Annotated in this window: 21 protein-coding genes; 7 read left to right on the forward strand and 14 right to left on the reverse strand. The window is 60.4% G+C overall.

Translation table 11 applies throughout. The features are described from left to right. Positions 1-17 precede the first annotated feature (17 nt). Genes ABHV46_RS02870 through ABHV46_RS02890 form a run of 5 tightly spaced genes read right to left on the reverse strand, consistent with a single transcriptional unit; the run spans position 18 to position 5,265 of the window. Entirely contained in the window at positions 18-1,595 is a 1,578-nt protein-coding gene (locus ABHV46_RS02870) for a gamma-glutamyltransferase family protein (protein WP_438382627.1), read from the reverse strand. After that, entirely contained in the window at positions 1,595-2,920 is a 1,326-nt protein-coding gene (locus ABHV46_RS02875) for an AtzE family amidohydrolase (protein ID WP_438382628.1), read from the reverse strand. The genes ABHV46_RS02870 and ABHV46_RS02875 overlap by 1 nt, the downstream gene beginning before the upstream one ends. Continuing rightward, a complete protein-coding gene (locus ABHV46_RS02880; protein ID WP_438382629.1) occupies positions 2,917-3,090 on the reverse strand; it encodes an AtzG-like protein in 174 nt (57 codons plus the stop codon). Before ABHV46_RS02880 ends, ABHV46_RS02875 begins: the two co-directional genes overlap by 4 nt. Continuing rightward, the gene (locus ABHV46_RS02885; protein ID WP_438382630.1) at positions 3,087-4,529 is read right to left on the reverse strand and encodes an NAD(P)-binding domain-containing protein; all 1,443 of its coding nucleotides are present in this window, start codon (positions 4,527-4,529) and stop codon (positions 3,087-3,089) included. The genes ABHV46_RS02880 and ABHV46_RS02885 overlap by 4 nt, the downstream gene beginning before the upstream one ends. A gap of 1 nt (position 4,530) precedes the next feature. Then, a complete protein-coding gene (locus ABHV46_RS02890; protein ID WP_336945144.1) occupies positions 4,531-5,265 on the reverse strand; it encodes an HAD family acid phosphatase in 735 nt (244 codons plus the stop codon). Between the two features lie 319 nt (positions 5,266-5,584). Here ABHV46_RS02890 and ABHV46_RS02895 point away from each other — a divergent pair, with 319 nt between their 5' ends. Next, positions 5,585-6,187 (forward strand): TetR/AcrR family transcriptional regulator, encoded by a 603-nt coding sequence (locus ABHV46_RS02895; RefSeq protein ID WP_438382631.1) that lies wholly within the window; start codon positions 5,585-5,587, stop codon positions 6,185-6,187. 531 nt (positions 6,188-6,718) lie between these two features. After that, positions 6,719-8,035 carry a Zn-dependent hydrolase gene (locus ABHV46_RS02900; protein WP_438382632.1) on the forward strand — a complete coding sequence of 439 codons (1,317 nt, stop codon included), beginning with the start codon at positions 6,719-6,721 and terminating at the stop codon, positions 8,033-8,035. Here the strand turns inward: ABHV46_RS02900 and ABHV46_RS02905 are convergent. Next, positions 8,021-9,178, reverse strand: coding sequence for an MFS transporter (locus tag ABHV46_RS02905; RefSeq protein WP_438382633.1), 1,158 nt, complete (start codon positions 9,176-9,178; stop codon positions 8,021-8,023). The two genes, ABHV46_RS02900 and ABHV46_RS02905, sit on opposite strands and share 15 nt — an antisense overlap. A 108-nt stretch (positions 9,179-9,286) precedes the next feature. On the opposite strand from ABHV46_RS02905, the gene ABHV46_RS02910 reads away from it, so the two are divergent. Continuing rightward, a complete protein-coding gene (locus ABHV46_RS02910; RefSeq protein ID WP_438382634.1) occupies positions 9,287-10,606 on the forward strand; it encodes an aspartate aminotransferase family protein in 1,320 nt (439 codons plus the stop codon). 237 nt (positions 10,607-10,843) lie between these two features. Here ABHV46_RS02910 and ABHV46_RS02915 read toward each other — a convergent pair whose 3' ends face one another. The 4 genes from ABHV46_RS02915 to ABHV46_RS02930 form a co-directional block, all read right to left on the reverse strand. Continuing rightward, complete coding sequence (locus tag ABHV46_RS02915) at positions 10,844-11,617, reverse strand: CDP-diacylglycerol diphosphatase (RefSeq protein ID WP_438382635.1); 774 nt, start codon at positions 11,615-11,617, stop codon at positions 10,844-10,846. After that, positions 11,611-13,104 carry a Ppx/GppA phosphatase family protein gene (locus ABHV46_RS02920; protein WP_438382636.1) on the reverse strand — a complete coding sequence of 498 codons (1,494 nt, stop codon included), beginning with the start codon at positions 13,102-13,104 and terminating at the stop codon, positions 11,611-11,613. The genes ABHV46_RS02915 and ABHV46_RS02920 overlap by 7 nt, the downstream gene beginning before the upstream one ends. Before the next feature lie 15 nt (positions 13,105-13,119). After that, positions 13,120-15,294: an RNA degradosome polyphosphate kinase gene (locus ABHV46_RS02925; RefSeq protein WP_438384193.1), complete on the reverse strand. Its 2,175-nt coding sequence runs from the start codon at positions 15,292-15,294 to the stop codon at positions 13,120-13,122. Between the two features lie 206 nt (positions 15,295-15,500). Continuing rightward, positions 15,501-16,208, reverse strand: a complete 708-nt coding sequence (locus ABHV46_RS02930; protein ID WP_438382637.1) for a DnaA/Hda family protein — start codon at positions 16,206-16,208, stop codon at positions 15,501-15,503. A gap of 123 nt (positions 16,209-16,331) precedes the next feature. On the opposite strand from ABHV46_RS02930, the gene purM reads away from it, so the two are divergent. Both purM and purN read left to right on the forward strand, forming a co-directional pair. Then, the gene (gene purM, locus ABHV46_RS02935) at positions 16,332-17,390 is read left to right on the forward strand and encodes a phosphoribosylformylglycinamidine cyclo-ligase (RefSeq protein ID WP_438382638.1); all 1,059 of its coding nucleotides are present in this window, start codon (positions 16,332-16,334) and stop codon (positions 17,388-17,390) included. Further along, positions 17,387-17,965: a phosphoribosylglycinamide formyltransferase gene (gene purN, locus ABHV46_RS02940; protein WP_438382639.1), complete on the forward strand. Its 579-nt coding sequence runs from the start codon at positions 17,387-17,389 to the stop codon at positions 17,963-17,965. Before purM ends, purN begins: the two co-directional genes overlap by 4 nt. A 56-nt stretch (positions 17,966-18,021) precedes the next feature. Here the strand turns inward: purN and ABHV46_RS02945 are convergent, their stop codons facing one another. The 3 genes from ABHV46_RS02945 to ABHV46_RS02955 all read right to left on the reverse strand — a co-directional run bounded on the left by ABHV46_RS02945 (position 18,022) and on the right by ABHV46_RS02955 (position 21,483). After that, positions 18,022-19,350 carry a DUF2142 domain-containing protein gene (locus ABHV46_RS02945; protein ID WP_438382640.1) on the reverse strand — a complete coding sequence of 443 codons (1,329 nt, stop codon included), beginning with the start codon at positions 19,348-19,350 and terminating at the stop codon, positions 18,022-18,024. Positions 19,351-19,502: 152 nt separating this feature from the next. Then, on the reverse strand, positions 19,503-20,438 hold the full coding sequence (locus tag ABHV46_RS02950) for a glycosyltransferase (protein ID WP_438384195.1): 936 nt from the start codon (positions 20,436-20,438) through the stop codon (positions 19,503-19,505). A 217-nt stretch (positions 20,439-20,655) separates the two neighbouring features. Further along, complete coding sequence (locus ABHV46_RS02955) at positions 20,656-21,483, reverse strand: sugar phosphate isomerase/epimerase family protein (RefSeq protein WP_438382641.1); 828 nt, start codon at positions 21,481-21,483, stop codon at positions 20,656-20,658. A gap of 322 nt (positions 21,484-21,805) precedes the next feature. On the opposite strand from ABHV46_RS02955, the gene ABHV46_RS02960 reads away from it, so the two are divergent. Continuing rightward, on the forward strand, positions 21,806-23,290 hold the full coding sequence (locus ABHV46_RS02960; protein ID WP_438382642.1) for a sugar porter family MFS transporter: 1,485 nt from the start codon (positions 21,806-21,808) through the stop codon (positions 23,288-23,290). On the opposite strand, the gene ABHV46_RS02965 is transcribed toward ABHV46_RS02960, so the two are convergent. Next, positions 23,253-23,831 carry an AAA family ATPase gene (locus ABHV46_RS02965; RefSeq protein ID WP_336945131.1) on the reverse strand — a complete coding sequence of 193 codons (579 nt, stop codon included), beginning with the start codon at positions 23,829-23,831 and terminating at the stop codon, positions 23,253-23,255. The genes ABHV46_RS02960 and ABHV46_RS02965 overlap by 38 nt on opposite strands. 135 nt (positions 23,832-23,966) lie before the next feature. Here ABHV46_RS02965 and ABHV46_RS02970 point away from each other — a divergent pair, with 135 nt between their 5' ends. Next, entirely contained in the window at positions 23,967-24,914 is a 948-nt protein-coding gene (locus tag ABHV46_RS02970; RefSeq protein ID WP_438382643.1) for a DMT family transporter, read from the forward strand. Positions 24,915-24,945 lie beyond the last annotated feature (31 nt).

Genomic DNA, 24,945 nt, shown 5'->3' on the forward strand with positions numbered 1-24,945 from the left:
TGTATCCCTCATCCGGCTCAAAGCGCCGCAACGCCACCGTCGCTGCGCGGGTCGGTTGCGCCTTCCATCGTGCCGTCCTCATAGCGCCGAATGGCGCCCGCATGACCCATGGCCGTCGCATAAGGCGTCAGGCTCTCGACGTCGTGACCGAGATCGCGCAAACCCTCGAGCAATTCAGGAGCGAACCGCGTTTCCATTTTGAGCGTGGTCGTGGTCTCACCCCAGGTGCGGCCAAGCAGCCAGCGCGGGGCAGTAATGGCCTCTTGCAGACTCAAACCGGCTATGACGTTGCGCGCCACGATGGCCGCCTGCGTCTGGGGCTGTCCTTCGCCGCCCATCGTACCATAAGAAAGCAGACTGCCATCATTGAGCGCGGCCATGGCGGGATTGAGCGTATGGAAAGGTTTGCGGCCGGGAGCGAGACTGCGCAGACGCCCCGGCCTCAGATCAAAACTCGACCCGCGATTCTGCCAGACCAGCCCGGTTTCAGGCAGCACGACCCCGGAGCCGAACTCGAAATAGAGACTCTGGATCATGCTGACCGCCCAGCCTTCGGAATCCATCACACCGAACCACGTCGTATCGCCCTGCTGTGCAGGATGCGGCCAGGGCGCCGCACGATCGAGATCGATGCTGGCCGCCATGGCGTCGAGGGCAGCCCCATCCGACAGCAGAGCCTGAGGCGAAGCGGTCATGATCGCCGGATCGGCAATTTCGCGATCCCGCCAGAGGAAAGCGGCTTTCGTGGCCTCCACCCAGCGATGAATATCCTCGACCGTGTCGGCGCCGGTCACGCCCAGCCTTTCCGCCAACGCCAGAATGAGCAGGGACGCCGCTCCCTGAGTCGGCGGATTGACGTTGAAGAACCGCCCGTGATGCAGACTCGTCTCGAGCGGGGCCGAGACGACTGCCTCATGATGGTTGAGATCGCCGAGTCCGACGGGCGAGCCGCAGGAAGCAAGCTCCGCCGCGATCAGGTCGGCAAGCTTGCCGTGATAAAAATCGCCCAGCCCCGCTGTCGCAAGACGCCTGAGTGTGCGCGCCAGCGCCGGATTGCGATGGACACTGCCTGCTATCGGCATCTCGCCGGAAGGCAGAAACAATCCGCTGAAATTGGGCATGTAGCTGAGCACATCGAGATGCGCGGCCATAAGCCCGGCCATGCTTTCCGTCACCACCATACCCTGCTCGGCGTGGTCGATCGCGTCGGCCAGAAGCGTCGTGAGGGGAAGGCTGCCGCCAGCATAAGAAAGGGCCCGGCTCCATCCGGCGACGGTTCCCGCCACGGTATTGGCCGCAAGGCCACCCCGCCAGGGCACTGCGTCCAGACCGCGATAGAGTTCGGGCGTGGCATTCTGCGCCAGCCTGCCACAGGCATCGATCGCCAGCATTTCGCCATCGGGCCTGCGGATGATCCAGAACCCGTCTCCGCCAAGCCCCGTCATATGCGGATAGACGACGGAGAGCGTTGCCGCGACAGCGACCGCCGCCTCGACGGCATTGCCGCCCGATTTGAGAATATCCCTCCCCGCCTGAGCAGCTAGATGATGAGGGGCCGTGACCATACCCTTGCGGGAGCGCGCACTGAAAAGCATCAATCCTCCAGAATTCGCGCACGGGCGAGGCCCGACCGCTCAAGAGCTTCACCGAAAGCAATCAACCGGTCTTCACGCCCCGGGGGTGCGACAATCTGGGCACCGAGCGGCAACCCCTCAACCGCGAGCGGCACTGTAAGAACCGGAAAGCCTGCCACCGTGAGAGGCTGGGTATAAAGACCCAGATTCGCACGTGCCGGCGCGGGCTTGCCGCCGATAGTGAGAAACGGGTTCTCGATAAGCGGTGCCTCACCGATGACGGCTGGCGCGATCAGCAGATCGACCGTCTCGAAGGCTTCATGCATCCGCGCCCTAAACCAGCGGCGTAATTTATGCGCCCTGAATACGCTAGGCGCCGGAACCAGCGCCCCGGCGAGAAGCCGATCCCGCACCGCAGGGTCGTATAGTGCCGCCTGACGGCGCAGCCGGTCGAGATGCAGTGCGCCACCTTCAGATGCGCTGATTACAAAGGCTGCCGCACGCGCTGCCGCGACTTCAGGCAGTGTGATTTCACGCCTAACCTGCAGAGCGCGACACAATTCGTCGAGCGCCGCCTGCATCTCTGGCGAAACGTCGGTGGCGAACCACCCGCCGAGCCGTGCCAGACGCAGCCCATCCGTTTCGACCCGAGCGAGTGTTTCGCCTGCCAGCACTTCCATCGTGACACGCATATCGGCAGCGCTGGCGGTAAACGGCCCGACCGTATCGAGGCTCGCGACGAAAGGGAAAGATCCCTCAGTCGGCAGACGGTTCTGGGTTGCACGCAATCCCCACACGCCGCAGAGCGAGGCCGGAACGCGGATGGAACCATTCGTGTCCGAACCGAGCGAAAGCGGAAAATACCCCGCAGCGACACCGGCAGCCGACCCACCGGAAGAGCCGCCTGCAAGGCGGGTCGTATCGTGCGGGTTGCGCGTCAGCCCGTGATGCGCGTTATCGGTGGCAAAGCCGTAGGCAAATTCGTCCATATTCGTCGTGGCGAGAGGAATCGCTCCGGCTTCGATCAGACGATGCACCAATACCGCATCCTGCCTCGCCGCAGGCTCGTCGGCCAGCACGCGCGACCCCGCATGCGTCACGAGCCCTTCGACATCGAACAGATCCTTGATGCCGAAAGGCACACCGGCCAGTGGCCCAGGATCGCCTCCACTGGCCACGACTTCATCAATGCGTCGGGCCTGAGCCAGTGCCCGGTCAGCGAGCAAACGTGTGACCGCGTTGAACCCCGCATCGCGCGCTGTCACGCGGTTGAGACAGAGCTCGATGACAGAAACTGCCGAGCGTTCCCCTGCCCTGACAGCCCGTGCCAGTTCGGTCGCTCTCATGGATGATACTCGAAAGCGGGCTCCAGCCTCTCAGGCAGGTCGACGGCTTTCACCAGCGCCTCATACTGACCGATAAGCGCGAGATTACGAATAATTTCGGAACGATATTCTACCGGAACATTTAGATCGAGCGCAGCGGCGCGTGCCTCAAGTTGCTCCTCCGGGGTCATGCCTGCTCCTCACCCTGCCGTCCAAGGCTGATCAACTCTTCAGCATCGTAGGCAAGCAGGCTCTCGAGATGCTTCTCGCCATCCTGAACGAAGAGATCGCAAGCAATCGCGCGGGCAAGCCGGTCGACGCCATATCGCATACCGCTGATCGAGGCGCCTGAGAGCCCCATGCTCGGCATGGCTGCAAAAGTGAAGTTATAGATCGCACCCAGCATTGCCGCATCGGGATGCGTCGCGTCGCGGGGCAGGAACTGGCTCTGCGGGCTAAGATAGGGATACGAATCGAGCACCGCGCTCTCCTCTCCCTCCGGCGCAGAAAACCGGTCGCCCCACAAAGCGATATTCGGTGCAAAAGATGCCGTCTCTGGCCGCTTGCCGAAATCGATCACGAAGCCCGTGCCAATGATCAGGAAATCGAACGCCTGCTCGCCATGCGGGGTTTTGACGATCACCGTCTCGCCCTCGCTACGCGCCGCGAGCCAGGGCGTGTCACCATGAAAGCTGAATCCGTCATGACGGCTGCAGCGCCAGAAGGTATCCTGAGGCGGGGGCTGGTTGAGGTCGAAAATCCGGCGCATGAAACGCCAGCGGGTCAGATCCGGCAATGCCGGGAAATGACCGAGGAACCCGGCATTTTCCATCCAGCGATAGGGGTTGATGCGCGGCAGTGTCTTGCGTCGGATGCAGACAGCGACCGATTGCGCCCCGGCTTCAAGCGCCGTCGCCGCATTGTCGAAAGCCGAGGCGCCACCGCCAAGCACCCCGACCCGCTTGCCACGCAACGCCTCGAAATCGATCTCCTGATGCGTGTGGGCGTAGAGATGGGCAGGAACGGCGTCGCGAATGAACTCGGGCACATGCCACGACCCACTACCCTCAATACCTGTAGCCAGAACGATACGACGCGCCCAGACTTTGCTCGTCTCGCCGCCCTGCGCCCTGAAAGTGAGGTGTAGCAACCCGTCCTGCCAGACGACATCGACCAGTTCACGATCATGCTGCACTGGCAGGGCAAGCGTATCACGATACCAGTCGAGATAGGCCTGCCAGTCTTTGCGGTCGATCTTGTCGAGCGAGATCCAGGCCTCCTTGCCGTAACGGGCTTCGAACCACGAGCGCGGGGTCAGGGAAGGAATGCCCAGATCGGGGCCAGTGACATGTTTGGGCGTGCGCAGGGTGATCATGCGGGCAAACGTGACCCATGGGCCGGCCTTGCCGTGCTGCGCGCGCTCGAACACCCTGACGTTATGCACCCCGATGCGCCGCAGGGCGAAGCAGGTGGCCAGCCCCCCCTGCCCGCCACCAATCACCGCGACATCCAGAACCGGCTCGCCATGATGGGTTACAACCGACGAGACCCATGGCCCGGAGGCATAGGCAATTTTTTCGAGATCCTCATGGACCTTTGCCGCGAGGCTTTTGAGCGCGTCGTTCTGCATGTCAGGGCACCCGATAGAAGGGGTTGGGAAGGAGGAAGCCGCGCTCGGCATGCCCACCGGTGAGGTCAGAGGGCTGATCTCCGATATTGGCAATAATGTGATAGCCGTCGTCTTCGATTTTCTGGCGCGCCGCCCGCTTGTAGTCCGAGGCCGAGGGCGTATGGCTGCCATCAGGGCGGAGGATGAGGCCGGCCCAGTTCAGATAGCCAGCAGTCTCTAGATTATGAGCCGTCTCGCCGCGCTCGTGCTCGTAGCGCCCGGTCACGAAAAACACGGCGACACCATGCTGATGTGCCATGGCATACAGCGCCAGCGTGGGAGCGAACGCTGCGGCCGTTGCTCCCTGCTCCCATGCCTCGACACCACAAGGCCCCTTTGGCAGCGCATCGCAGCGGCCTTCACGAAAATAGGCGAACTGGTTGGCTGCCATTTCGGGCCAGTTCGACAAGGACGTTTCGTCGATGTCGAGAACGAGCGCGGGGCGACTCACATGCGGGGCGCGCAGGCGCACCCAATCGGCAGCCTCATTAATGACAGAAGCGAAATCTCGCTCATAGGCGCCGCTGTCATGATAGGCGGTAGCAGCGATGGCAGCATCGCCGACATTCGCCGGCATAGCCCGAGCAGCGGCATAGGGCGTGCCGATACAAAGCATGGCGGCGATAAACGCCCCCCGGCGCGTCGGCAGCCACCGTGCGAAGACGGAACGGCATGGTTGAACTGTCGCGCAACTCACTTGATGACCAACTCCTGCATAACAATCCTTTACGGTCTCGACATTATCTTTGCGTTCCGGGGCGCGGAGCGCAACCTCCCTCTTCGTCGCGCGCAAAAAACGATCGCAGATGGTATACCAAAATTGTCCTGTATTGATGCCGTATTTATTGAATGCAACAGATCTTACGATTAACGTCCATACCATAACAAACTTACGATCTCACATGATTGTAATGTCTATCATCACATCGGTCAGCCAATATTTTCGCAACTACTTGTAAGAAACCCGCTTACAAACTATCTGTAAACGTTGATTTTCTCGAGATCAGGAGTTTGTTTTGGGTGTTCCGCGCGAAATAGCAGTCGTCACCATATTGGCGGCGGCGCAGAAAATCTTTTCTGAACACGGTTTCAGTGGAGCCAGCATCGCTGCGGTAGCGCGAGAGGCAGGCATCCCGAAAGCCAATATCCATTACTACTTCTCTACCAAGGAAATACTTTACCAGGAGGTCCTCCACGGCACCGTTCAGGAGTGGCTGGGCGATTGCGAGACATGGCTTCGCCCCGATTCATCCGCCGACACCGCGCTGCGGGGCTATGTGGCATCCAAACTCGCCTTTTCCCGTACCAATCCCAACGCGTCGCGACTTTTCGCTCACGAGATCCTGGGCGGAGCGCGTCATCTCGGCGGCTATCTCTCAACCACGCTGCCGGAGGCGATCCACCCCTTCAAGGAGACCTTCGAGACATGGATGGCCCGTGAAGAAATACCCAAGGGCGACCCGACGCATTTCCTCTTCTGTCTGTGGGCCATGACGCAATGGTACGCCGATATGCAGCCTCAGGTCACCGCGCTGCTCGGAAAAGAGACACTCGACGAGGGCGATTTCGCCTCGGCCGCTGAGACCATTCTGTCCCTGGTGCTGCGCCGGGTTGGGTAAAGGCCTGTGCCCGGAGAAAAAGCTTCTTACGCAGGCCTGTTGGCCTTCTCTTACCGCCGCGGTTCGTCCGTGAGTCGCGAAGGAATCCTTCAAACAGTTTTCCCAGCCGGGCGCGATATTGACGCTCTGGCTCTATCGCAACCCGAGCCCGCACCGCTCCGGGCACGCGCAGGGCGACACGCGGGGAAGGCACGTGGGAAACGCTTTCCACGCGCGCAATCTCGCTGCGTTCGTCAGCTCCCCGCCGGGCGTCGGGTAAATCCGGGTAGCTTGGTCTTGCATATATGGCGCTACGATCCGGGTGAGCGATGGTGCCGGACAGTTATATGAATTAATGCCCAACAACTCGTTTCGGCGACATATAAGGAACTTCAACGCGTGTAGCTCACGCTATCGTAGCATCCCGACGGCCTCTCCCCCGGTTGTCGGTTTGCACCTGTGCGATATGCTCCGGCTCGCATCGCGGCTGCGCTGCGTGACATCATCAATACGCTTCAGGCGCCAAGGCCAGGTATTTCCCGCCTGGAAATCATGAAAAGAGAATCGAAGAAGGATCGCGATATGACGGATCAGGATCACCTTCTCATGGGCAACAGCGCCATCGACTCAGACGCGTTGTGGCATGACATCATGGAGACAGCGCATTTTGGCGCCACCGAAAGAGGCGGGATCTGTCGTCTTGCCCTAAGCGAGGAAGACCGTGAAGTCAGAAGATGGTTTTCTGACGCAGCCGCGGCTCTGGGGGCGACGGTAACGGCGGATGACATGGGAAACCAGTTTGCCCGTTTCGAGGGTGCCGAACCGGGTCTTGCACCCATCGCCATAGGCAGCCATCTCGACACCCAGCCTACCGGTGGAAAGTTCGACGGTATTATCGGGGTTCTGGGCGGCATCGCTGTGCTGCGCGCCTTGAAGGAAACCGGGCGCCGCCTGCGCCATCCTGTCGAGATCGTCAACTGGACGAATGAGGAAGGCGCACGCTTCGCCCCGGCGATGCTGAGCTCAGGTGTATTCGCGAAAATCTTCACGCCTGATTTTGCGAAAAGCCGCACCGACGCAAAGGGCACGCGGTTCAATGACGCGCTCACTGCCATCGAAGCTGCAGGAAGTGAGTCCTGTGGTGCCCATCCCCTCGCTGCCTATCTCGAACTCCATATCGAACAAGGCCCTGTTCTCGAGGCCGAGCACTGCACGATCGGTGTTGTGACAGGCGTTCAGGGCATGCGCTGGTATGAGGTGACAGTGACGGGGCGCGACTCCCATGCTGGCACCACACCCATGACCATGCGCGCCGATGCGCTTCAGGCCGCCTCGCGTCTCATGGCCAGCGTGCAGGAAATTGCCCTGAACCGCCCTCCCCACGCCGTGGGGACCGTTGGCATGGTCACGGTCATGCCGAACAGCCGCAATACCATTCCCGGTGAAGTCATTTTCAGCGTCGATCTGCGCGACCCCAATGACGATGTGGTGGTCGCCATGGAAAACAGCTTTCGAGACCGCGCTGGCGCACTGTCACGGGAATACGGCGTCAGTATCGGGATTCGTGAAATCTGGGATTCGCCGGCCGTTCATTTCGACCAACGCCTTGTCGACGCGGTGTCTTTCGCAGCCCGCAGCCAGCACCTGCCCTCACGCGAAATCACGTCCGGCGCGGGGCATGATGCCGCCTATCTTGCGCGGATCGTGCCGACCACAATGATTTTCGTGCCTTGCGCGGGCGGCATCAGCCATAATGAAAGCGAGTCCGCCACTAAAGAAGACATCGCCTCAGGCGCCAATGTTCTGCTTCAGACACTCCTCATTGCCGACCGCCAGCTCGATCCGGCACCGAGATCAGACGGCGGCTGAGCCACGCCTGCAGAAAACCACGATCAGAAACGCGATCAACGCCAGCGCGGTGCCACTCATGGAGACCGCGCTATAGCCCAGGCCGTGGGAGAGCACGGCCCCGCCAAGCCAGGCGCCTAGCGCGTTGCCGAGATTGAACGCGCCGATATTGACCGATGAGGCAAGCGCCGGCGCTTCTCGCGCTGCCTGCATAGTGCGCATCTGCAAGGCGGGCATGATCGCGAAAGACGCGGCACTCCAGACCAGAATGCCGCTAATAGCGCCATAAGGCGACACGGCCAGTATCGGATAGACCAGCATGATCGCCCCCAGAACGGGCAACGTGGTCAGAAGCGCGAAACGCGTGGAGCGATCGGCAAGGCGCCCGCCCAGCGCCGCACCGATGCTGAATCCTACCCCGATGGTCATGAGTGCCAGCGTCACGAGCGCGTCGCTGGCATGGGTAAGGCTGTGCAGGAATGGCGCGATATAGGTGTAAAGCACGAACATGATCCCGGCGCCGAGCGTCGTGACTGTGAGCGCCAGGAGTACTTCCCCGCCCATAAGAACCCGCAATTCGCCGAAAATATCCGGCTTTGGTGAACTGCCCCTCGGGGGCAAGGCAAGGCTCAGGGCCAGCACAGCCAGCGCGCCCAGAAGAGCCGTCACCAGAAACGCGCTTCGCCACCCCATCGTATCGCCCAGCCAGGTCGCGGCGGGCACGCCGAAGATGTTGGCAATCGTCAGCCCCAGAAACATCGATGCTACGGCAGAGGCGCGTTTTTCAGGAGCGACGACGCTCGATGCCTCAACGGCACCGAGACCGAAAAAGGCCCCATGAGACAGGCTCGTCACCACACGCCAGAACATGAGTAGCGCGTAGCTGTGACTCAGCCCTGCCCCGAGATTGCCGAGAATATAGAGCCCCATCAATCCGATCAGCGCCGCCTTGCGCGACATGGCGCCCAGCAGAAGCGTCATGATCGGCGCACCGATCATGACGCCGAACGCATAGGCACTCACCAGCCCCCCGGCTTTCGGCACGCTGACATGAAGATCCTGCGCGATAACGGGCAGTAGCCCCATCGGGGTGAATTCGGTGGTACCGATCGCGAAAGCGCCGACAGCCAGTGACAATAATGCGGTACGCGGCGATGCCATCATGCCTCCAGAATATTTAAAGCTCACGCAACTTCTTCTTACTTTGCAGATCGTGCCGGTCATGCGACGGTTTTGTCGAGATATCTCACAACAGGAGCCGGAAAGAAGGCCATGAACTCCCACAACGCCGACAGCAATCTCGACGCCCTATGGCTTCCTTTTACGGCCAATCGCCAGTTCCGTGACGCCCCTCGCATGCTCGTCTCTGCAAAAGGCATGTATTATCGCGATGATAAAGGGCGTGAAGTGCTCGATGGTTGCGCCGGGCTATGGTGCGTCAATGCCGGTCACGGCCAGCCACGCATTGTCGAGGCCGTGCAGAAAGCCGTCGCAACCCTCGATTTCGCCCCGGCTTTCCAGATGGGCCACCCCCTCGCCTTTCAGGCAGCCGATCGTATTGCCCGCCTTGCCCCCAACCCGCTGAACCATGTGTTCTTCTGCAATTCGGGCTCGGAGGCTGGCGATACCGCGCTGAAAATTGCCATCGCCTATCATCGTCTGCGCGGCGAAGGTACCCGTACCCGGTTGATCGGTCGTGAACGCGCCTATCATGGCGTCGGCTTCGGCGGCATCTCGGTGGGGGGTATTTCGGGCAATCGCAAGCTCTATGGTTCGCTGTTGACCGGCGTCGACCACCTGCCCCACACGCTCGACCTGCGTCGTAACGCCTTTTCGCGTGGCTTGCCGGAACACGGCGCCGAACTGGCCGATGACCTGGAGCGCATCGTCGCGTTGCATGACGCGTCGAATATTGCCGCCGTCATCGTCGAGCCTATGGCCGGATCAACCGGCGTTCTGCCCGCGCCGAAGGGCTATCTCAAGCGCCTGCGCGAGATCTGCACCAGGCATGGGATCGTGCTGATTTTCGATGAGGTGATTACCGGTTTCGGTCGTCTCGGCGCGTCTTTCGCCGCCGAGAAATATGGCGTCGTGCCCGATATCATGACAGTCGCGAAGGGCATCACGAACGGTACCATTCCGATGGGCGCCAATATCGTGTCCGACGAGATTTTCGACGCCTTCATGCAAGGGCCGCGCGAGGCAATCGACCTGCCGCATGGCTACACCTACACGGCGCATCCCATTGCCTGCGCCGCAGCCATTGCAACGCTCGACACCTATGCCGAAGAGCATCTCTTCGAGCGCGCAGCGGCGCTTTCTCCCTATTTCGAAGAGGCGGCCCATTCACTGCGCGACGCGCCGCATGTGGTCGATATCCGCAATGAAGGTCTCGTGGCGGGTATCGAGCTGGCACCGCGAAACGCCAAGACCACACGTGCCTTTGAAGTCTTCGAGCGCGCGTTCCATGACGGGCTTCTGCTGCGCTACACGGGCGATATTCTCGCCATCTCGCCGCCGCTGATTATCGAGAAGAACGAGATCGACCGGATTTTCGAGACCATCCGTCGCATCCTCAAGACCATCGACTGAAGCGTCTTACCCGTCCCTCAGGGCTGCCAGCACTGAGGGACGGGATCGAACCGAGCCATTACGGTCATGATGGGCTCTGCGCATTTGACGCCAGGCCTTCGGCCCACAGCAAGGCTCTGCGCACGCCTGAACCGCGAAGTCGGACCAGCCACTTTCGCACTCCGGGAGCCGTCTAGCCTGAAAAAATCAGGTCAGAGCTGAAAGTCGTTCAAGCCTTTGCGCGGCAGGCTCCACGGATCATCCCGCCTTGGCGGCAGGTGCCTTGACTTCAGGTGTCTTCATGACGGCGTGACACGCATGATCCTGCAATTCCTCGCCAGAGGCGCGATCGCTTCCCTGCGCCACATCGTCAAGCAGGACGTAGCCAGACCGCAGAGGGGCAACCACGAGGGTGTGGTCTCCCATTTCCGTCTCAGGATGCTGAAGCGACGACGCCAGAACGAGGAACGGCGAGGGATCGAGTGAGGTGAGGTAGCGCGCCCGGTATCGATGACCATCGAGAGCCTCGGGCAGCATGGTCCAGTTGAGACCGATGCGCGTTGCATCACGATCCAGCGTCTCTCTTATCTCGGGCGCAAGACAATCCAGATGGATATGCAACTGGTTCTGAGAACGCCCTTTCGCTGAGTTGATCGCCAGAGAAAGCATCGTTTCGGGAATGGGCGTGCCGTAGGAGACGCCGACCCGGTTGCGATAGGACCAGGCTTCGGCAAAATAATTGGGCTGGCTGGCTTGCAACAAAGCCGCGCTTTCCATCCCGGTCACCTTGTCGGTCGGGATCAGAAGATACTGTCCGCGTCCTTCAATGGAATGCAGCAACGCAATATGACGCGACGCATCGTATATGGTGCAGGGCTTCGTACCCTGCGCGCATTTCTGATTCACGATCTTCCACAAGACATCAGGGTCATGATCCTTGTGAACGACGGTCGCAGCCAGGGGGTGAGACGCGCCCCCGGTCAGAAGCCCATAAAGCAGCGTCAGGCCTGACGCGATACGAGCGCTCAGCATGTGCGTGTCTGGGCCGAAAGTGTCATGCTCTGGGCAAGACGATCGAGCCTGCGCTTCACTCCCCCTCCGGCAGCGAAGCTGCTTTGCGCATCATGACTCAACCAGAGTGTGCCGTCCTCGATCGCGAGCGCCGTGTTCTTGAGCAAGGCAGCCGTGCCACCACAAATCGTATAGGCAAGACGCAGCGCGAAACCGAGTTGTACGGCGCGGTCGCAGTCATCCGGCGCAAGCAGGCGACGCGAAACTTCCATCAGCGGATCGGTCGGATCGGCCTCATAACGCACGGCCAGCGTCATGGCGACAAAGGCTCGAGCCTGATGATCGAAGCCCACGCCGTGCATACGCATCACACGCAGATAGGTCTGCGCTGCCCGATATTCCGGGTGATCAAAAGAGCCGATATCCGACATACGGCACGCCATGTCGCGCAGCGACGTTTCTGACGGCGTTTCATGCTGAAAGAGGGGTGCCGTCCAGCGCACCAGATCGCCCGGAAGCTCCATGCTGCGGCTGAGACGCTGCGAGGCCTCGTCAGCCAGAGCACGACAGGGATCGAGCGAGGCCACGGCCTGCCCCACCTTGCGCATATACCAGCCCTCACGCAGACCATCGACGCTGAACACGATCTGCGAAGGCTGCACGATACGCATCAGACGGCGCAGAACCGTCGCCGAAAAAGGCACGTCATCCAAACGCTTGCGCGGGAAGCCCGGCATTTTCTCCAGCATTTTGCGCGGCGTATCGATGAGCCATGTTACCATCTCGCGGGCCTCATCGGCGCCGAGCGTGTAGAGATGGACGATATTGAGCGGATAATGGGTACGGGCAATCTGCAATCGCGCCAGAGCGCGAAACGCGCCGCCAACAAGATAGAGAGGCTTGCCCTTGAGCGCAGGCAGCCAGTCCACATCGTCTAGATCGGCCTCCACCACTTCACGTGCCCGCTTGAGGTCGCCGCCCGAGCGATCGGAGAGACGAATAACGCCAAGCGGCTTGGTGCAGGCCTCATGGTGACGGCCATTGGCAACGCGGATCAGTTCGAGCGAACCGCCACCGATATCGGCCACGACGCCATCGGCATCGGGAAGACCGCAAAGCACGCCCGTTGCAGCGTAATCGGCTTCTTCCTCGCCCGACAGGATGCGTATCGGCACATCGGGCATGCATTCATGCAAGGTCTCGACAAATTCGTGACCATTGCTAGCGTCGCGTACCGCCGCCGTTGCCAGCACCTCGAAAGGATGGGCGTCCATCGCGCGCGCAATGGCGTTGAAGCGGCTCATGACATCGCGTGACAGGCGCAGACCGTCTTCGTTCAGCCGGCCGGTCTGCTCCAGTCCGCGCCCAAGGCGCAGGGTCGCCTTCTCGTTGAAGATCGGAATAGGGTTGCGGGTGACACCTTCGAATACAACCAGTCGAACCGAATTCGACCCGAGATCGACAATAGCTGCGCGATGATGGCCTTGGGGCGCGTCAGAACCGGTCACTCTCTACCCTCTTTCTCAATCTTCGCGGATGCGCTCGGGCCGCTCGCGTCGGCCCGCATCCTTGTCCTGCGGTTTCTCCCTTGCTGCCGAGCCACGCCCGGAGAGCGAAGGATTGTGCATGAAATAGTCATGCGCCGAGAAGGGATTAGCCCCCGGAGCCACGCGGTGCCAATCCCCTCTTGAGGAAAGCACCCAGCTTTGAAGCGTGTCACGCAGATCCATGGTCATGATCTGACCCAGGATCTGGGCATGCACCGTCGGATTGGAGATCGGCACCATGGCTTCGACGCGCCGATCCATGTTTCGGCCCATCCAGTCAGCCGAGGAAATGAACACTTTCGCCTTGTGCGAAGGCATACGATGTCCGTTTCCGAAGACGAAAATCCGCGCGTGTTCCAGAAAACGCCCGACGATGGAGCGTATCTCGATATTTTCCGACAGACCCGGCACGCCCGGACGCAGGCAGCAGATACCACGCACGATTGCCAGGATTTTGACCCCGGCACGCGACGCCCTGTAGAGCGCGTCGATCAGGGACGGATCGACAAGGCTGTTCATTTTCAGCCAGATTTTTGCCGGGCGGCCCGCCTTGGCGTGTTCGATCTCTCCGTCGATCAAATCCATCAGCGTGTCCCGCAATGTGATGGGCGCAAACGTCAGAGCTTCCATGTCTACCGGGGTGGCATAGCCGGTCATGTAATTGAAGAGTTTAGCCGAGTCGCTCGCAAGCTGGGGGTCGCAGGTGAAAAAAGAGAGGTCGGTGTAGATGCGCGCGGTGATGGGATGGTAATTGCCCGTGCCGAAATGCGCATAAGAGCGCAGCCCCCCGGCCTCACGCCGAACCACAAGGCTCAGCTTGGCATGGGTCTTGAGATGGGTGAAGCCGAACACCACCTGCACCCCGGCGGATTCAAGCGAGCGCGCCAGCCGGATATTGGCTTCTTCATCGAAGCGCGCGCGCAATTCGACCATCGCGGTGACGGATTTACCGAGTTCAGCCGCCTCGATCAGGGCGCGCACGATCGGGCTGTCACGGGAGGTGCGATACAGCGTCTGCTTGATGGCCACGACATTAGGGTCGAGCGCGGCCTGTTTGAGAAACTGCACCACCACATCGAAGCTCTCGAAGGGATGATGCACCACGATATCCTTGGCGCGGATGGCGGCGAAGCAATCGCCGTCGTAGTCACGGATGCGCTCGGGGAAACGGGGGGTGTAGGGTTTGAACAGCAGATCGGGACGATCGGAAACGATCATCTGCTTGAGATCGACCACACCGATGATATCGGGCTGGATAACCACGTCATCCTTGGCGACATCCAGTTCCTCGGCAAATTCCCGGCCCATCCCCTCCGGGATGGAGGCGTCGAGCGCGAGATGGATGCCGACGCCACGGCGACGCTGCTTGAGTGCTGTCTCGTAAGACAGAACGAGATCTTCCGCCTCGTCCTCGAATTCTACGTCCGAGTCACGGATAATGCGTAGCACGCCGCCTTCTGCGATCTCCATACCCGGGAAAAGCCGCGTGATATGAAGACGGATCACATCCTCGAGCAGCACGAAGCGCACATCGGGACGAATATCCGGCTCTTCCTTATGCGGCGCTGGCAGGCGAATAAAGCGATCGATCTGCTGCGGCAAAAGAATAAGCGCGTCCATGGAAAAACCGGGAACGGACGGGTCGTTCAGCCTGAGGGCCAGCGCCATTCCCAGATTGGGAATGAACGGCATGGGATGAGACGGATCGATCGCAAGCGGCGTCAGAACAGGGTAGATCTCGTCTTCGAATTTCGCGGCAATGCTCTCGCGCTCCGCCTCGGTCAACTCGTCACGGGTGCACAGACGCAGACCGGCCTGGGCCAGCTCGCCACGCAAAAGGCGCCAGATTCGCTGCTGGGCGGCAAAGAGTTTGGCAGCGCTTCGGCGCACGCTGGTCAATTGACGCGCAGGTGTCAGCCCGTCGGCAGAGGGAACGACAAGCCCCTCACGCACCTGCCCGACCAGCCCGGCAACACGCACCGAATAGAATTCATCCAGATTGCTCGCGCTGATCGACAGAAAGCGCAGTCGCTCAAGCAAAGGATGGCGGCTGTTTTCCGCTTCCTCAATCACGCGCTGGTTGAAATCGAGCCAAGAAAGCTCACGATTGATGAAGCGCGCGGGCGAGGTCACGATCCCCGGATCGGGGATACGCGCTACGGCCCTCGCCGTCCGGGCTGGGCTTGAACGCCTGTTTCGGGCAGTTCGGGGTGCCTTGACCGGGGCAGCCTTAGACTCTTTTTCCGAAGACGACGTCACGCGATGCGTTCCCTGTTTCTATCCGCAAGAGGGGCACAGCATCGGCGCAGGACAGGCTGTACGTCAAACCCCTTAACCCAATCGTCATAAAGACGGTGTCAGCAGAACGGTTCTTCCTCGCCCTCATCGAGCAGGCCTGAAAGCACTTCTCTGGCCAGTGCACGGGTGAGCGGTCTGCCATGGGCGAGACCGGCACTATCGAGACGCTCCACCGCCGCCACAATAGCGTCGCCCGTGCGCGGCAAATGGCGCAGAAGCCAGTCGAGAATCGCTTTCGAGACAATCATCTGACGCTCAGCAATCAGCCGCAACAACAGGGCAAAACGCAGCGAATCCTCAGGCGAGGCAACCGGCACGATCGTCACTGCCCGCAACCGGCTCGCCAGATCGGGCAGGATGATGGCCTGACGCATTGGCGAAACACGCGAGGCCATCAGCAACGTGATGCGATGTTCACGAGCCAGATTGAGGAGATGCAGCAGGGCGCGCTCCGAAGTCACCCTATCGACTGAATCGAGCGCGAGAGCGTTGGGCGGCGTCTCGGCAAGGGCCCCAATTTCGGCTCTATCGAGACTGGCTGCATCCAACACCCGTGCCCCACGTCGCGCAGCCCAGATATGCAGCAGATGGGTCTTGCCGCAGCTATCAGCCCCGCAAAGCAGAAGCCGCCTATCCGGCCAGCCCGTCTGGTTCAGCCAGAGCCGCGCCTGAGCGTTGGACGCTGCCGGGACGAAATGGCGCGCGGCGACGCTCGCTGGCGGACGAAGCGCCAGAGCGAGCTGCCTGACTGCATTCGCAGGCGCCAAACCGTCATTTCCCGCCTCTTTGTCCATCCAATAGCCGTTCCGGTCCTTTCCGAGCCGGGTCGGCTCCAGTAGTAAGGGCGGATAGTAACGCAACCGGCCAGGTTTTTCGAGCGAGGCGACAGCATGACCGACCCAATCTCTCCTTCTGCGAGCTATCGCGAGTCCGGTGTCGACATCGAGGCCGGTGACGCGTTGGTCGAAGCAATCAAGCCCGCCGCGAAATCGACCGACCGACCCGGCACCATGGGCGGGCTCGGCGGCTTCGGCGCGCTATTCGACCTCAAGGCTGCCGGGTTCAACGACCCCATTCTGGTGAGCTGCACCGATGGCGTGGGAACCAAGCTGATGGTGGCCATCGAGAGTGGCCAGCATGACACGGTCGGCATCGATCTCGTGGCCATGTGCGTCAACGATCTAGTGGTGCAGGGCGCACAGCCGCTCTTCTTCCTCGATTATCTTGCTACCGGCAAGCTGGCTGTCGAAGACGCCGCCCGCGTCGTGCGTGGCATCGCCCAGGCCTGTCGCGATACGGATTGCGCGCTGGTTGGCGGCGAGACGGCTGAAATGCCCGGTATGTACGGCCCCGGCCATTACGACCTCGCCGGGTTCAGCGTCGGGGCGGCAGAGCGCACGGCGCTTCTGCCTTCAGGCATTGCCGAAGGCGATACGCTGATTGCCCTGCCGTCTTCGGGCGTGCATTCCAATGGCTATTCGCTCGTGCGCAGCATCAAGGCCATGAGCGGCCTCGACTGGAACAGCGAAGCCCCGTTCGAGCCCGGCAGCACGCTGGCCGAAGCCCTGCTTCGCCCAACCGCGCTCTATGTCCGTACGGTCATGGCGCTGCACAAGGCGGGTCTGCTGCATGGCTGCGCCCATATCACCGGCGGCGGTCTGCCCGGCAATCTGCCGCGCGTGCTGCCCGAGGGGCTCGGCGTGCAGATCGAGGCCGATAGCTGGCCTGTGCCACCCGTTTTCCGCTGGCTCGCCCAGACCGGCAATGTGGCGCATGACGAAATGCTCAAGGTCTTCAACTGCGGTATCGGCATGGTGCTGGTCACGCCCGAGCCGAACAAGGTGCTGGCACTGCTCGAAGAGCGGGGGGAAAAGGGCTATCGCATTGGCGAAATCACGGCGAACGGCCCGCGCTATGCCCTCGACGGCAAGGTCGATTTCTCTCGATGAAGAAAACGCCCATCGCCATTCTCATTAGCGGGCGTGGCAGCAACATGAATGCGCTGATAGAGGCTTGCGCGCGGCCGGATTATCCGGCGCGCATTGCCCTCGTTCTCAGCAACAACCCGGATGCGCCCGGTCTCGAAACGGCGCGCGCGGCCGGGCTTGATGCCATGGCCATCGACCACCGCCTTTTCCCGAAAGATCGCGACGGACACGAAAAGGCTATCGACAAGGCCCTGACGGATGCGGGCGTAGAGGCGATCTGCCTCGCGGGCTATATGCGTGTGCTCACCCCCTATCTGGTAGGGCGCTGGCAGGGGAGGATGCTGAATATTCATCCAAGCCTGCTTCCGGCGTATCCGGGTCTGGACACACATGCCCGCGCACTCGCTGCGGGCGATCGCGAACATGGATGCACTGTGCATCTGGTCACCGATGGGGTCGATGAGGGGCCGGTCCTGGCACAGGCGAAAGTCAGGGTGCTCGTAAACGACACGGAGCAAAGCCTCTCTGCCCGCGTGCTCGAGCAGGAGCATCTGCTCTACCCGGCGGCTCTCGCCACGTTTCTAAGCAGACAATAGAAAGTAAGCCCGGTTTTTGGACCGGGCTTTTTTTTGCGCGCCGGCAGATAGTCTCCTCAGGCCAGCCAATAGCGTGACGCCAGAACGCAGGTGAGCGTGACCATATCGAGAGCCAGAAAAAGTCCTAGCGCCAGCATCGCCATCTGATGAACGCGCAAGGAAGAAGATACCCGGCACGCAACCGCCAGCTTCGGAAAAACGAGAGCAAGAAACGGTGCAATGGGGAGAAAGTAACGTCCCTGTACGCCATCGATCACCGGCGCACCAACCGGGGTCCAGATCACATAGATCGAGAAAAATACGCCACCGGTGGCCAAGGCCATAGAAATGACCGTCAGCGCCACAACAGGTCTAGCCTGGCGCAGCTCTCTTTCCCTTATAGCCGGATAGCCACTGAAAGCCAGCGCCGCCCCAATGACGCCAGCAATCAGATTATAGAACCAACTAGGGAAAAGAGTATCGAGCCATCCCAGAACGCCTAGGAATTCATGAATATTGTGACCAATATTTTGCCGCAAGGTATGATAGGCCAGAGCCGGAAGCAACTGAGGGTGTGTCAGAACCCAGTGAACCTGACCGCTATCCGACACGCCTGACCCATCCCTGAAAACGATTTTTGCCGGATCCAATCCGAATTTCTGCCAGCAGAGAAATGCCGCGATGCTCGAAATCAGCGGCAAGGCGCCCAACCAGGCGCGAGCAGGTCGAGCGAATCCTAATGGGATAAGACTGCACAAAAGAAGTGGCGGCTTACTTACCGTCAATACCGAGAAGAGGATGGCGATGACGACCCACAGGTGCGTCGAGCCCAATTTCCTCTCGTCCAGACGCGTCAAGAGCGCGGCGGTCAGGACAGAGAGGCCGATGATTACGCCGTCCTGAGAGCAGGATGCGCCCAACGCCATCACCATGGGCAGGCTCGAAATCACCCCAAGATACAGCGTGCCACGACGCGCTATCGCGATACCCAACGTACAGAGCAGAACGGTGCAGAGCGCGTTAACCGTGCGAACGGCATAACTCGTCTGGATGATGGTTGCCCGCCCATGTCGGGCGACGAAGCTGGTCGCCGCGCCCGGCAGATAAGCGATAGGGGCGTAGATGACCGTATTGCCGAAGGAGGTCCAGCTTCTCTCGCGCGACCAGTGCCGCTGCGAAAGCGCCAGCAGTTCCGGCATCGGAACTTTGGCTTTGGGATTGAACCGCAGAGAATTGAGCATCTCGGCTTCTGTCGGAAAATTGGCGGGCAAATATCCCCCAGCTTCCTTGGCCCCGTTTTTCAAGCCGACAAAACCGCCCTGAGAAATCTGTACCACTCTCGCCAAATGGTTGCGTTCATCAGGACTCTGACCAGGCGGTGTTAGCAGAACACAAGCCATCGCCATGAGAGAGGCAAAGAAACCATAGACCCAGGCTGGCCGAAGCGCTGGCAAAAACGGCGGGACATCTCTGAAAAGACCTAGCAAAGACAATATCCTGGGTTGCAGAAATGGGAAAAATGAGTGTCCGAAATGAGGTGCGTGAGATACGCCCGCGATCAAAGGCTCGGCGGCGCTTGCAGACCGAGATAGGCTAGCCGCTTGTTCTCCTGACGCCCATGGGCGACGCTATCCAGGATGACACCGCAAACAAGAGACAGTGCTGCCAGTATTTCGAGCCCGGTGGCCAAAACCGCCGAAGGCAGATGCGGCACCGTATGTGTCTCGATGAAGTCAAGCACAGAGCGCAACCCTGCCAGACAGCCAATCGCTGCAAGAGCGCAGGCGATGAGCCCGAAAAACAGAAAAGGCCGTTCCTGCTTGAGAAGATGGACGATCGTACCGAGAATCCTGAACCCGTCACGATAGGTACTCAGTTTCGAGAACGACCCCTCCGGACGCTCGACATAACGGGTCGAGACCTCGCCCATGGACATGTTGAGTTGCAAGGCATGGACCGTGAGTTCGGTTTCGGTTTCAAACCCGGATGAGATCGCTGGGAATGACTTGACGAAACGACGGCTGAACACCCGGTAGCCCGAGAGCATGTCCGACTGACCGCGGCCGAAAAGACTGACGACGAGCCCCGTCAGCACCTTGTTGCCCAGAACATGGCCGGCGCGATAGGCTGCGGCGTGTTCGTGCACTCGCACCCCCATCACCGTGTCATGGGCATTTTCAAGAGCCAGACGTATCATTTTTGGCGCGGCGGCCGCCTCATAGGTGCCATCGCCATCGATCAGGACGTAAAAATCGGCCTCGATATCAGCAAACATTCGCCTGATGACATGGCCCTTGCCTTGCAGCCGCTCACGGCGCGTAATGGCCCCGGCCTCGCGCGCGCGGGCAAAGGTCTGATCCGTCGAATTATTGTCGTAAACATAGAGCGCGGCATCGGGCAGAGCCAATCGCATATCCCGCACGACAGCCCCGATCGTTACTTCTTCATTGTAGCAGGGTATCAGGACGGCCACACGATAGCCGGATAGCGACATTATCGCGTCGGGACATGACTCTCGGTTGATCTGGTCTGCCTGCATCACTCTCTCTATGAAACGATCTGGGTATTGCGCTCCTAGCACCCCGGACTGCCGCAGACCAGATCGGCGCTCCCGGCCTCCTGACCGGAAGCGTTGGTAGTCGAGCAAAGGTCACAAGCCCCCGCCATGGGTTTACCGCGTCACGCTCGCCCCCTTTCGACAGAGCATAGGATCAGGCAGGTTTCATGAACGAACGAAGCCGATCCTGTAGCTCAGGCAGCAATTCCTGCGGGTCCCTCTCCCACAGAGCCGGGCTGATCAACTCGATCGACCAGCTACCCTTGTAGCCGCTGCGACGCACGGCATCGGACCAGGCTGCGAGATCGATTTCCCCTTCTCCCGGCATGCAGGCGCGTAGAACCGTCTCATCCCAAGCCTCGTCACGGCGGGGGCGCCTGCCATCGCAGAAATGCACACCAAAAATCCTACCTTGGTCGAAAGCTGCGACATCCTCAGGGGTCTGACCGGACGCATAGAAATGCCAGAAATCGACTACAACGCCGATATTATCCGCGCCCACCCGCAAGAAGATTTCCTCGGCTTGGGCAAGGCTACGAAACTGCGTAAAAGCGGGCAGCTCGATCATGTAGCGAATACCGCAATCCCTCCCGATCGCAGCAATAGCCCCGATATTTCGCGCCATGATCTCCATGATCTGCTCCTGCGGCAGATGGTCGATGCCATTGCGGGGAAGGACCATGACTGTTTTCGCTCCAAGAGCCTGCGCCTCTTCGGTAATCTTGCGGGCCTCGATCATGAGCTGACCGAACTGCTCGGCTTCATGCCGCTCGATATGATCGAGCGCACTGACATAGCCAACACGCAGACCGGCATCCTCGATCATACGACAGAGCGTCTGGGTCGAACCGCCGCAGGCCAGGAAGCGGGCAAGTTTAGGATAGAATATCTCAAGCTCATCGAACCCGGCCTCTCGCGCCAGGCGGATATCCGTAGCCAGATTGCTGTGAAAACTCGAAATTCCGTGCAACGCGGTAGCCATGGGTCTGACCCCTTTTCAGAAAAGAGCGGAAATACGGGAGCATGCGTCAACACGCCGGATGCCCCGACACCGATCCTGACTTCGATCAGCCCCTCCCCCCATGCCGGATTTGATGCAAAACCATCGGATTAGGCATACGCTTTCCGAACCCGCCTCGTAGGTTGAAAAGGTTACATACCTGTCATCTTCGAGGTGCGCCCATGCGGTTGTCCAATTATCCACCCCCTTCCCCTGTCACGAAGGACGTTCCTGGCGGGCCGTGCCCTGCGTCGAGCGCGAACGCCATCGCTCTTCTGAAAAACGTCGGAAAGGGAGATTTCTCATGAGCCGCGTGCGCGACCTGGTCGGGGTCTCTTCCGAGCGCCATGACGTCTTGTATGTTCTGCGTGTTTGCGCTGTCGCCGCTCTGGGCGGCATTCTGTTCGGCTACGACACCTCGGTCATTTCCGGCGCAATAGGTCCTATACGCGCGCATTTTCATCTGAGCGACGCTGCAACCGGCTGGGCGGTTTCGAGCGTCATTCTCGGCTGCATCGCCGGCGCCTTTGCCTCTGGGTGGCTAGCCCATACACTCGGCAGACGCATGGCACTTTTCATTTGCGCCATCCTTTTCTCGGTGCAGTCGCTAGGCGCTGCTCTCGCACCAGATTTCATGCAATTCGTGCTTTATCGCATCCTTGGTGGGCTTGCCGTGGGGATCGCCTCTGCCGTCTCCCCCATGTACATGTCGGAGGTCTCCCCCAAGGACATGCGCGGCCGCGCACTTTCGATGGAGCAATTCGCCATCGTTCTGGGGGCCCTTCTGGTCTATATCGTCAACTACCTGATCGCAGCCCGCGCCGGCACTGCATGGCTTGAGGAAATGGGCTGGCGCTGGATGCTCGGTTCGGAAATCGTGCCCTGCGTGATTTTCTGCGCGACGATCTTCCTTATTCCGGAATCTCCGCGCTGGCAGATGATCAAGGGCCGTGAGGATCACGCATTCAAGACCCTGGCACGCATTTCGAACGAGGCCCATGCCCAGTCTCTGATGAGTGAAATACGCGCCTCGATCGTTCATCACGGGGCCGCCGGTCGCTCTCTTTTCGGCGCCCTTCGTGACAGACGGGCACGTTGGCTCATTTTCATTGGCGCCATGATCGCCGGGTTGCAGCAATTCACGGGTATCAACATCGTCGTCTACTATGCTCCCATGCTCCTGAGCGCCTCGAGTGGCAGCCTGCAGAACGCCCTTTTCCAGACGATCTGGATCGGCGTCGCCAATCTCGCAGGAGGCATGATCGGCGCCTGGATCGTTGACCGTAAAGGCCGTAGACCCCTGATACTCTGGGGATCGCTGGGAATGACCCTCGGCCTCCTGGTCTCCTCGGTCGCCCTCTACACGCAGGATACCGGCCTGCTCGCGCTGTTCGGACTGCTGCTTTACATGCTGATGTTCGGTCTCTCCTGGGGGCCAGTCGCGTGGATACTTGTCTCCGAGATCTTTCCCAACAAGCTGCGTTCGGTCGGAATGAGTCTGGCGGTCGCCTCGAACTGGCTCATGAATTTCGTGGTGGCACAAAGTTTTCCAATGCTGGCAGGCAATGCAGCGCTCAACGGCGCTTTCCACGGTGCCTTCTCGATGTGGCTGTTTGCCGCGCTCTGCCTCGGATCGATGTTGTTCGTTCTGCGCTTCGTGCCAGAAACACGGGGGGTTTCTCTCGAAAAAATCGAGGAGACGATTCTTGCCGGCCGTCCTGGCCGCGCCAGCACGGATAGCCCCTTATCGGTCAAGCCTCGCGAGTCTGGCCCTCTCTCTCAAGGCTGAGCCTGCCCTCCTCCCGCAGGCGGAATCCAGCAACCGCCTGTGGTGTGGGCAGGAAGAGCTTCGGCAGAGGCCACGAAGCGAATGACTGGCGATACCGCCTTCTGTTCGACCGCGTCGGCCCGATGATATGCCTGACCATTGAAAGCCGCACAGGATCACGCGTCGTATCCCACCCGCCATAGCGAATGCCGCCGGTGAGGCATCGGCCGAGATAGCGGCGCAGACTCGTCAACGTCGTCACATCCAGCAGTATCGCGCCTGTAGCCCGCGCGAGGCGTTGCTCAAGGCAGGACGAATAATTGCCGTCCATGACCCATGACGGCGCCTCGATAGCCATCGAGTGATCGTGATGGAAATCAGCCTCGGGCCTCATCCTGTCGAAGCTCCCGAATTCGTGACGCAGAAGATCGAGATGCACGACCGGGAGGCTCCTAAGCCTTCCTATGAAAACCGAGAGCGTCGATTTTCCGCTATTGCTCGGCCCCATGACAATCACACGTGGACCGAGCGCTTCGAGCGACACCTCGCTGTCTCGCCCCATGATTACCCTCCTCTGCACCCCGAAAACCACGCCTCGAAACAATTCGCCGCAACCGGCAGCCTGTCAGGGTGCGACAGGCCACCTTGCATGGCAGAAGATAACGATCGCAAAAGAAACCACACAAAGGGGTAAGACATGCATCGACCGCATGACCAGGGCATGAAGCTGGAGGAATGGTGCCTTCTGCTGGTACTCGCCTTGCTCTGGGGTGGCTCTTTCTTCTTTTTCAAGATTCTGGTTTCAGCCGTGCCGCCATTCACGGTTGTGCTGGGCCGCGTAGGGCTTGCGGCGCTGGCACTCAATCTGTTTCTGCTTTTCAGGCGCGATGTTCTGGTGCTGGACCGCTCTGCCTGGCCGAGGCTGCTTCTGTTGGGAACGCTCAACAATGTCATCCCCTTCTCCGCCATTGCCTTCGGCGAAACGCGCATACCGAGCGGCGTGGCCGCCATCCTGAACGCCACCACCCCGGTCTTCACCATCATGGTTGCGCATTTTTTCACCCATGACGAGAAACTGCGCTGGAGCAAGATCATCGGCATCCTGATGGGTTTCTTTGGTGTGGGTGTCCTGATCGGCCCGGCCCTGTTCGGCGGGCGCGCGCAGCAATCGCTTATGGGGGAACTAGCCTGTCTTTCGGCCGCATTGAGCTATGGATTTGGCGGCGTCTATGGCCGAAAATTCAAGGGGCTACCGCCACTCAAACTCGCGACAGGACAACTTACCGCCAGCACGGCGCTTGTGCTCCCTTTCTCGCTCGTCATCGATCATCCATGGAGCTTGGCCTTCCCGTCAGTCACCATCTGGAGCGCTTTCGCGGGGATTGCCTTTCTGAGCACGGCCCTCGCCTTCATTCTCTATTTCAGGCTTCTCGCTACGGCGGGCGCCACCAATCTCTCTCTGGTGACCTTCCTTCTACCGATCATGGCGCTTCTGCTCGGCACGGTGTTTCTGGGCGAAACGATACGCTGGTACGCGATAGCCGGGCTGGTTCTGATCGGCTCGGGGCTTGCCGCGATAGATGGACGTCCTTGGCGAAGGGCCAGAGCCCTGCTGAACTCGGGCCCAACCGGTTCAAAACCTTGAAACCCGGAACCGCTGAGGCCCGTGGACGTCG

The organism is Asaia sp. BMEF1, from assembly GCF_051628905.1.
Lineage (GTDB): Bacteria > Pseudomonadota > Alphaproteobacteria > Acetobacterales > Acetobacteraceae > Asaia.

Coding starts and splice junctions, on each gene's coding strand:
- ABHV46_RS02870 (WP_438382627.1), bottom strand. CDS start 1,595: ATGCTTTTCAGTGCGCGCTCCCGCAAGGGTATGGTCACGGCCCCTCAT.
- ABHV46_RS02875 (WP_438382628.1), bottom strand. CDS start 2,920: ATGAGAGCGACCGAACTGGCACGGGCTGTCAGGGCAGGGGAACGCTCG.
- ABHV46_RS02880 (WP_438382629.1), bottom strand. CDS start 3,090: ATGACCCCGGAGGAGCAACTTGAGGCACGCGCCGCTGCGCTCGATCTA.
- ABHV46_RS02885 (WP_438382630.1), bottom strand. CDS start 4,529: ATGCAGAACGACGCGCTCAAAAGCCTCGCGGCAAAGGTCCATGAGGAT.
- ABHV46_RS02900 (WP_438382632.1), top strand. CDS start 6,719: ATGAAAAGAGAATCGAAGAAGGATCGCGATATGACGGATCAGGATCAC.
- ABHV46_RS02905 (WP_438382633.1), bottom strand. CDS start 9,178: ATGATGGCATCGCCGCGTACCGCATTATTGTCACTGGCTGTCGGCGCT.
- ABHV46_RS02910 (WP_438382634.1), top strand. CDS start 9,287: ATGAACTCCCACAACGCCGACAGCAATCTCGACGCCCTATGGCTTCCT.
- ABHV46_RS02915 (WP_438382635.1), bottom strand. CDS start 11,617: ATGCTGAGCGCTCGTATCGCGTCAGGCCTGACGCTGCTTTATGGGCTT.
- purM (WP_438382638.1), top strand. CDS start 16,332: ATGACCGACCCAATCTCTCCTTCTGCGAGCTATCGCGAGTCCGGTGTC.
- purN (WP_438382639.1), top strand. CDS start 17,387: ATGAAGAAAACGCCCATCGCCATTCTCATTAGCGGGCGTGGCAGCAAC.
- ABHV46_RS02945 (WP_438382640.1), bottom strand. CDS start 19,350: ATGGCGATGGCTTGTGTTCTGCTAACACCGCCTGGTCAGAGTCCTGAT.
- ABHV46_RS02950 (WP_438384195.1), bottom strand. CDS start 20,438: ATGTCGCTATCCGGCTATCGTGTGGCCGTCCTGATACCCTGCTACAAT.
- ABHV46_RS02955 (WP_438382641.1), bottom strand. CDS start 21,483: ATGGCTACCGCGTTGCACGGAATTTCGAGTTTTCACAGCAATCTGGCT.
- ABHV46_RS02960 (WP_438382642.1), top strand. CDS start 21,806: ATGAGCCGCGTGCGCGACCTGGTCGGGGTCTCTTCCGAGCGCCATGAC.
- ABHV46_RS02965 (WP_336945131.1), bottom strand. CDS start 23,831: ATGGGGCGAGACAGCGAGGTGTCGCTCGAAGCGCTCGGTCCACGTGTG.
- ABHV46_RS02970 (WP_438382643.1), top strand. CDS start 23,967: ATGCATCGACCGCATGACCAGGGCATGAAGCTGGAGGAATGGTGCCTT.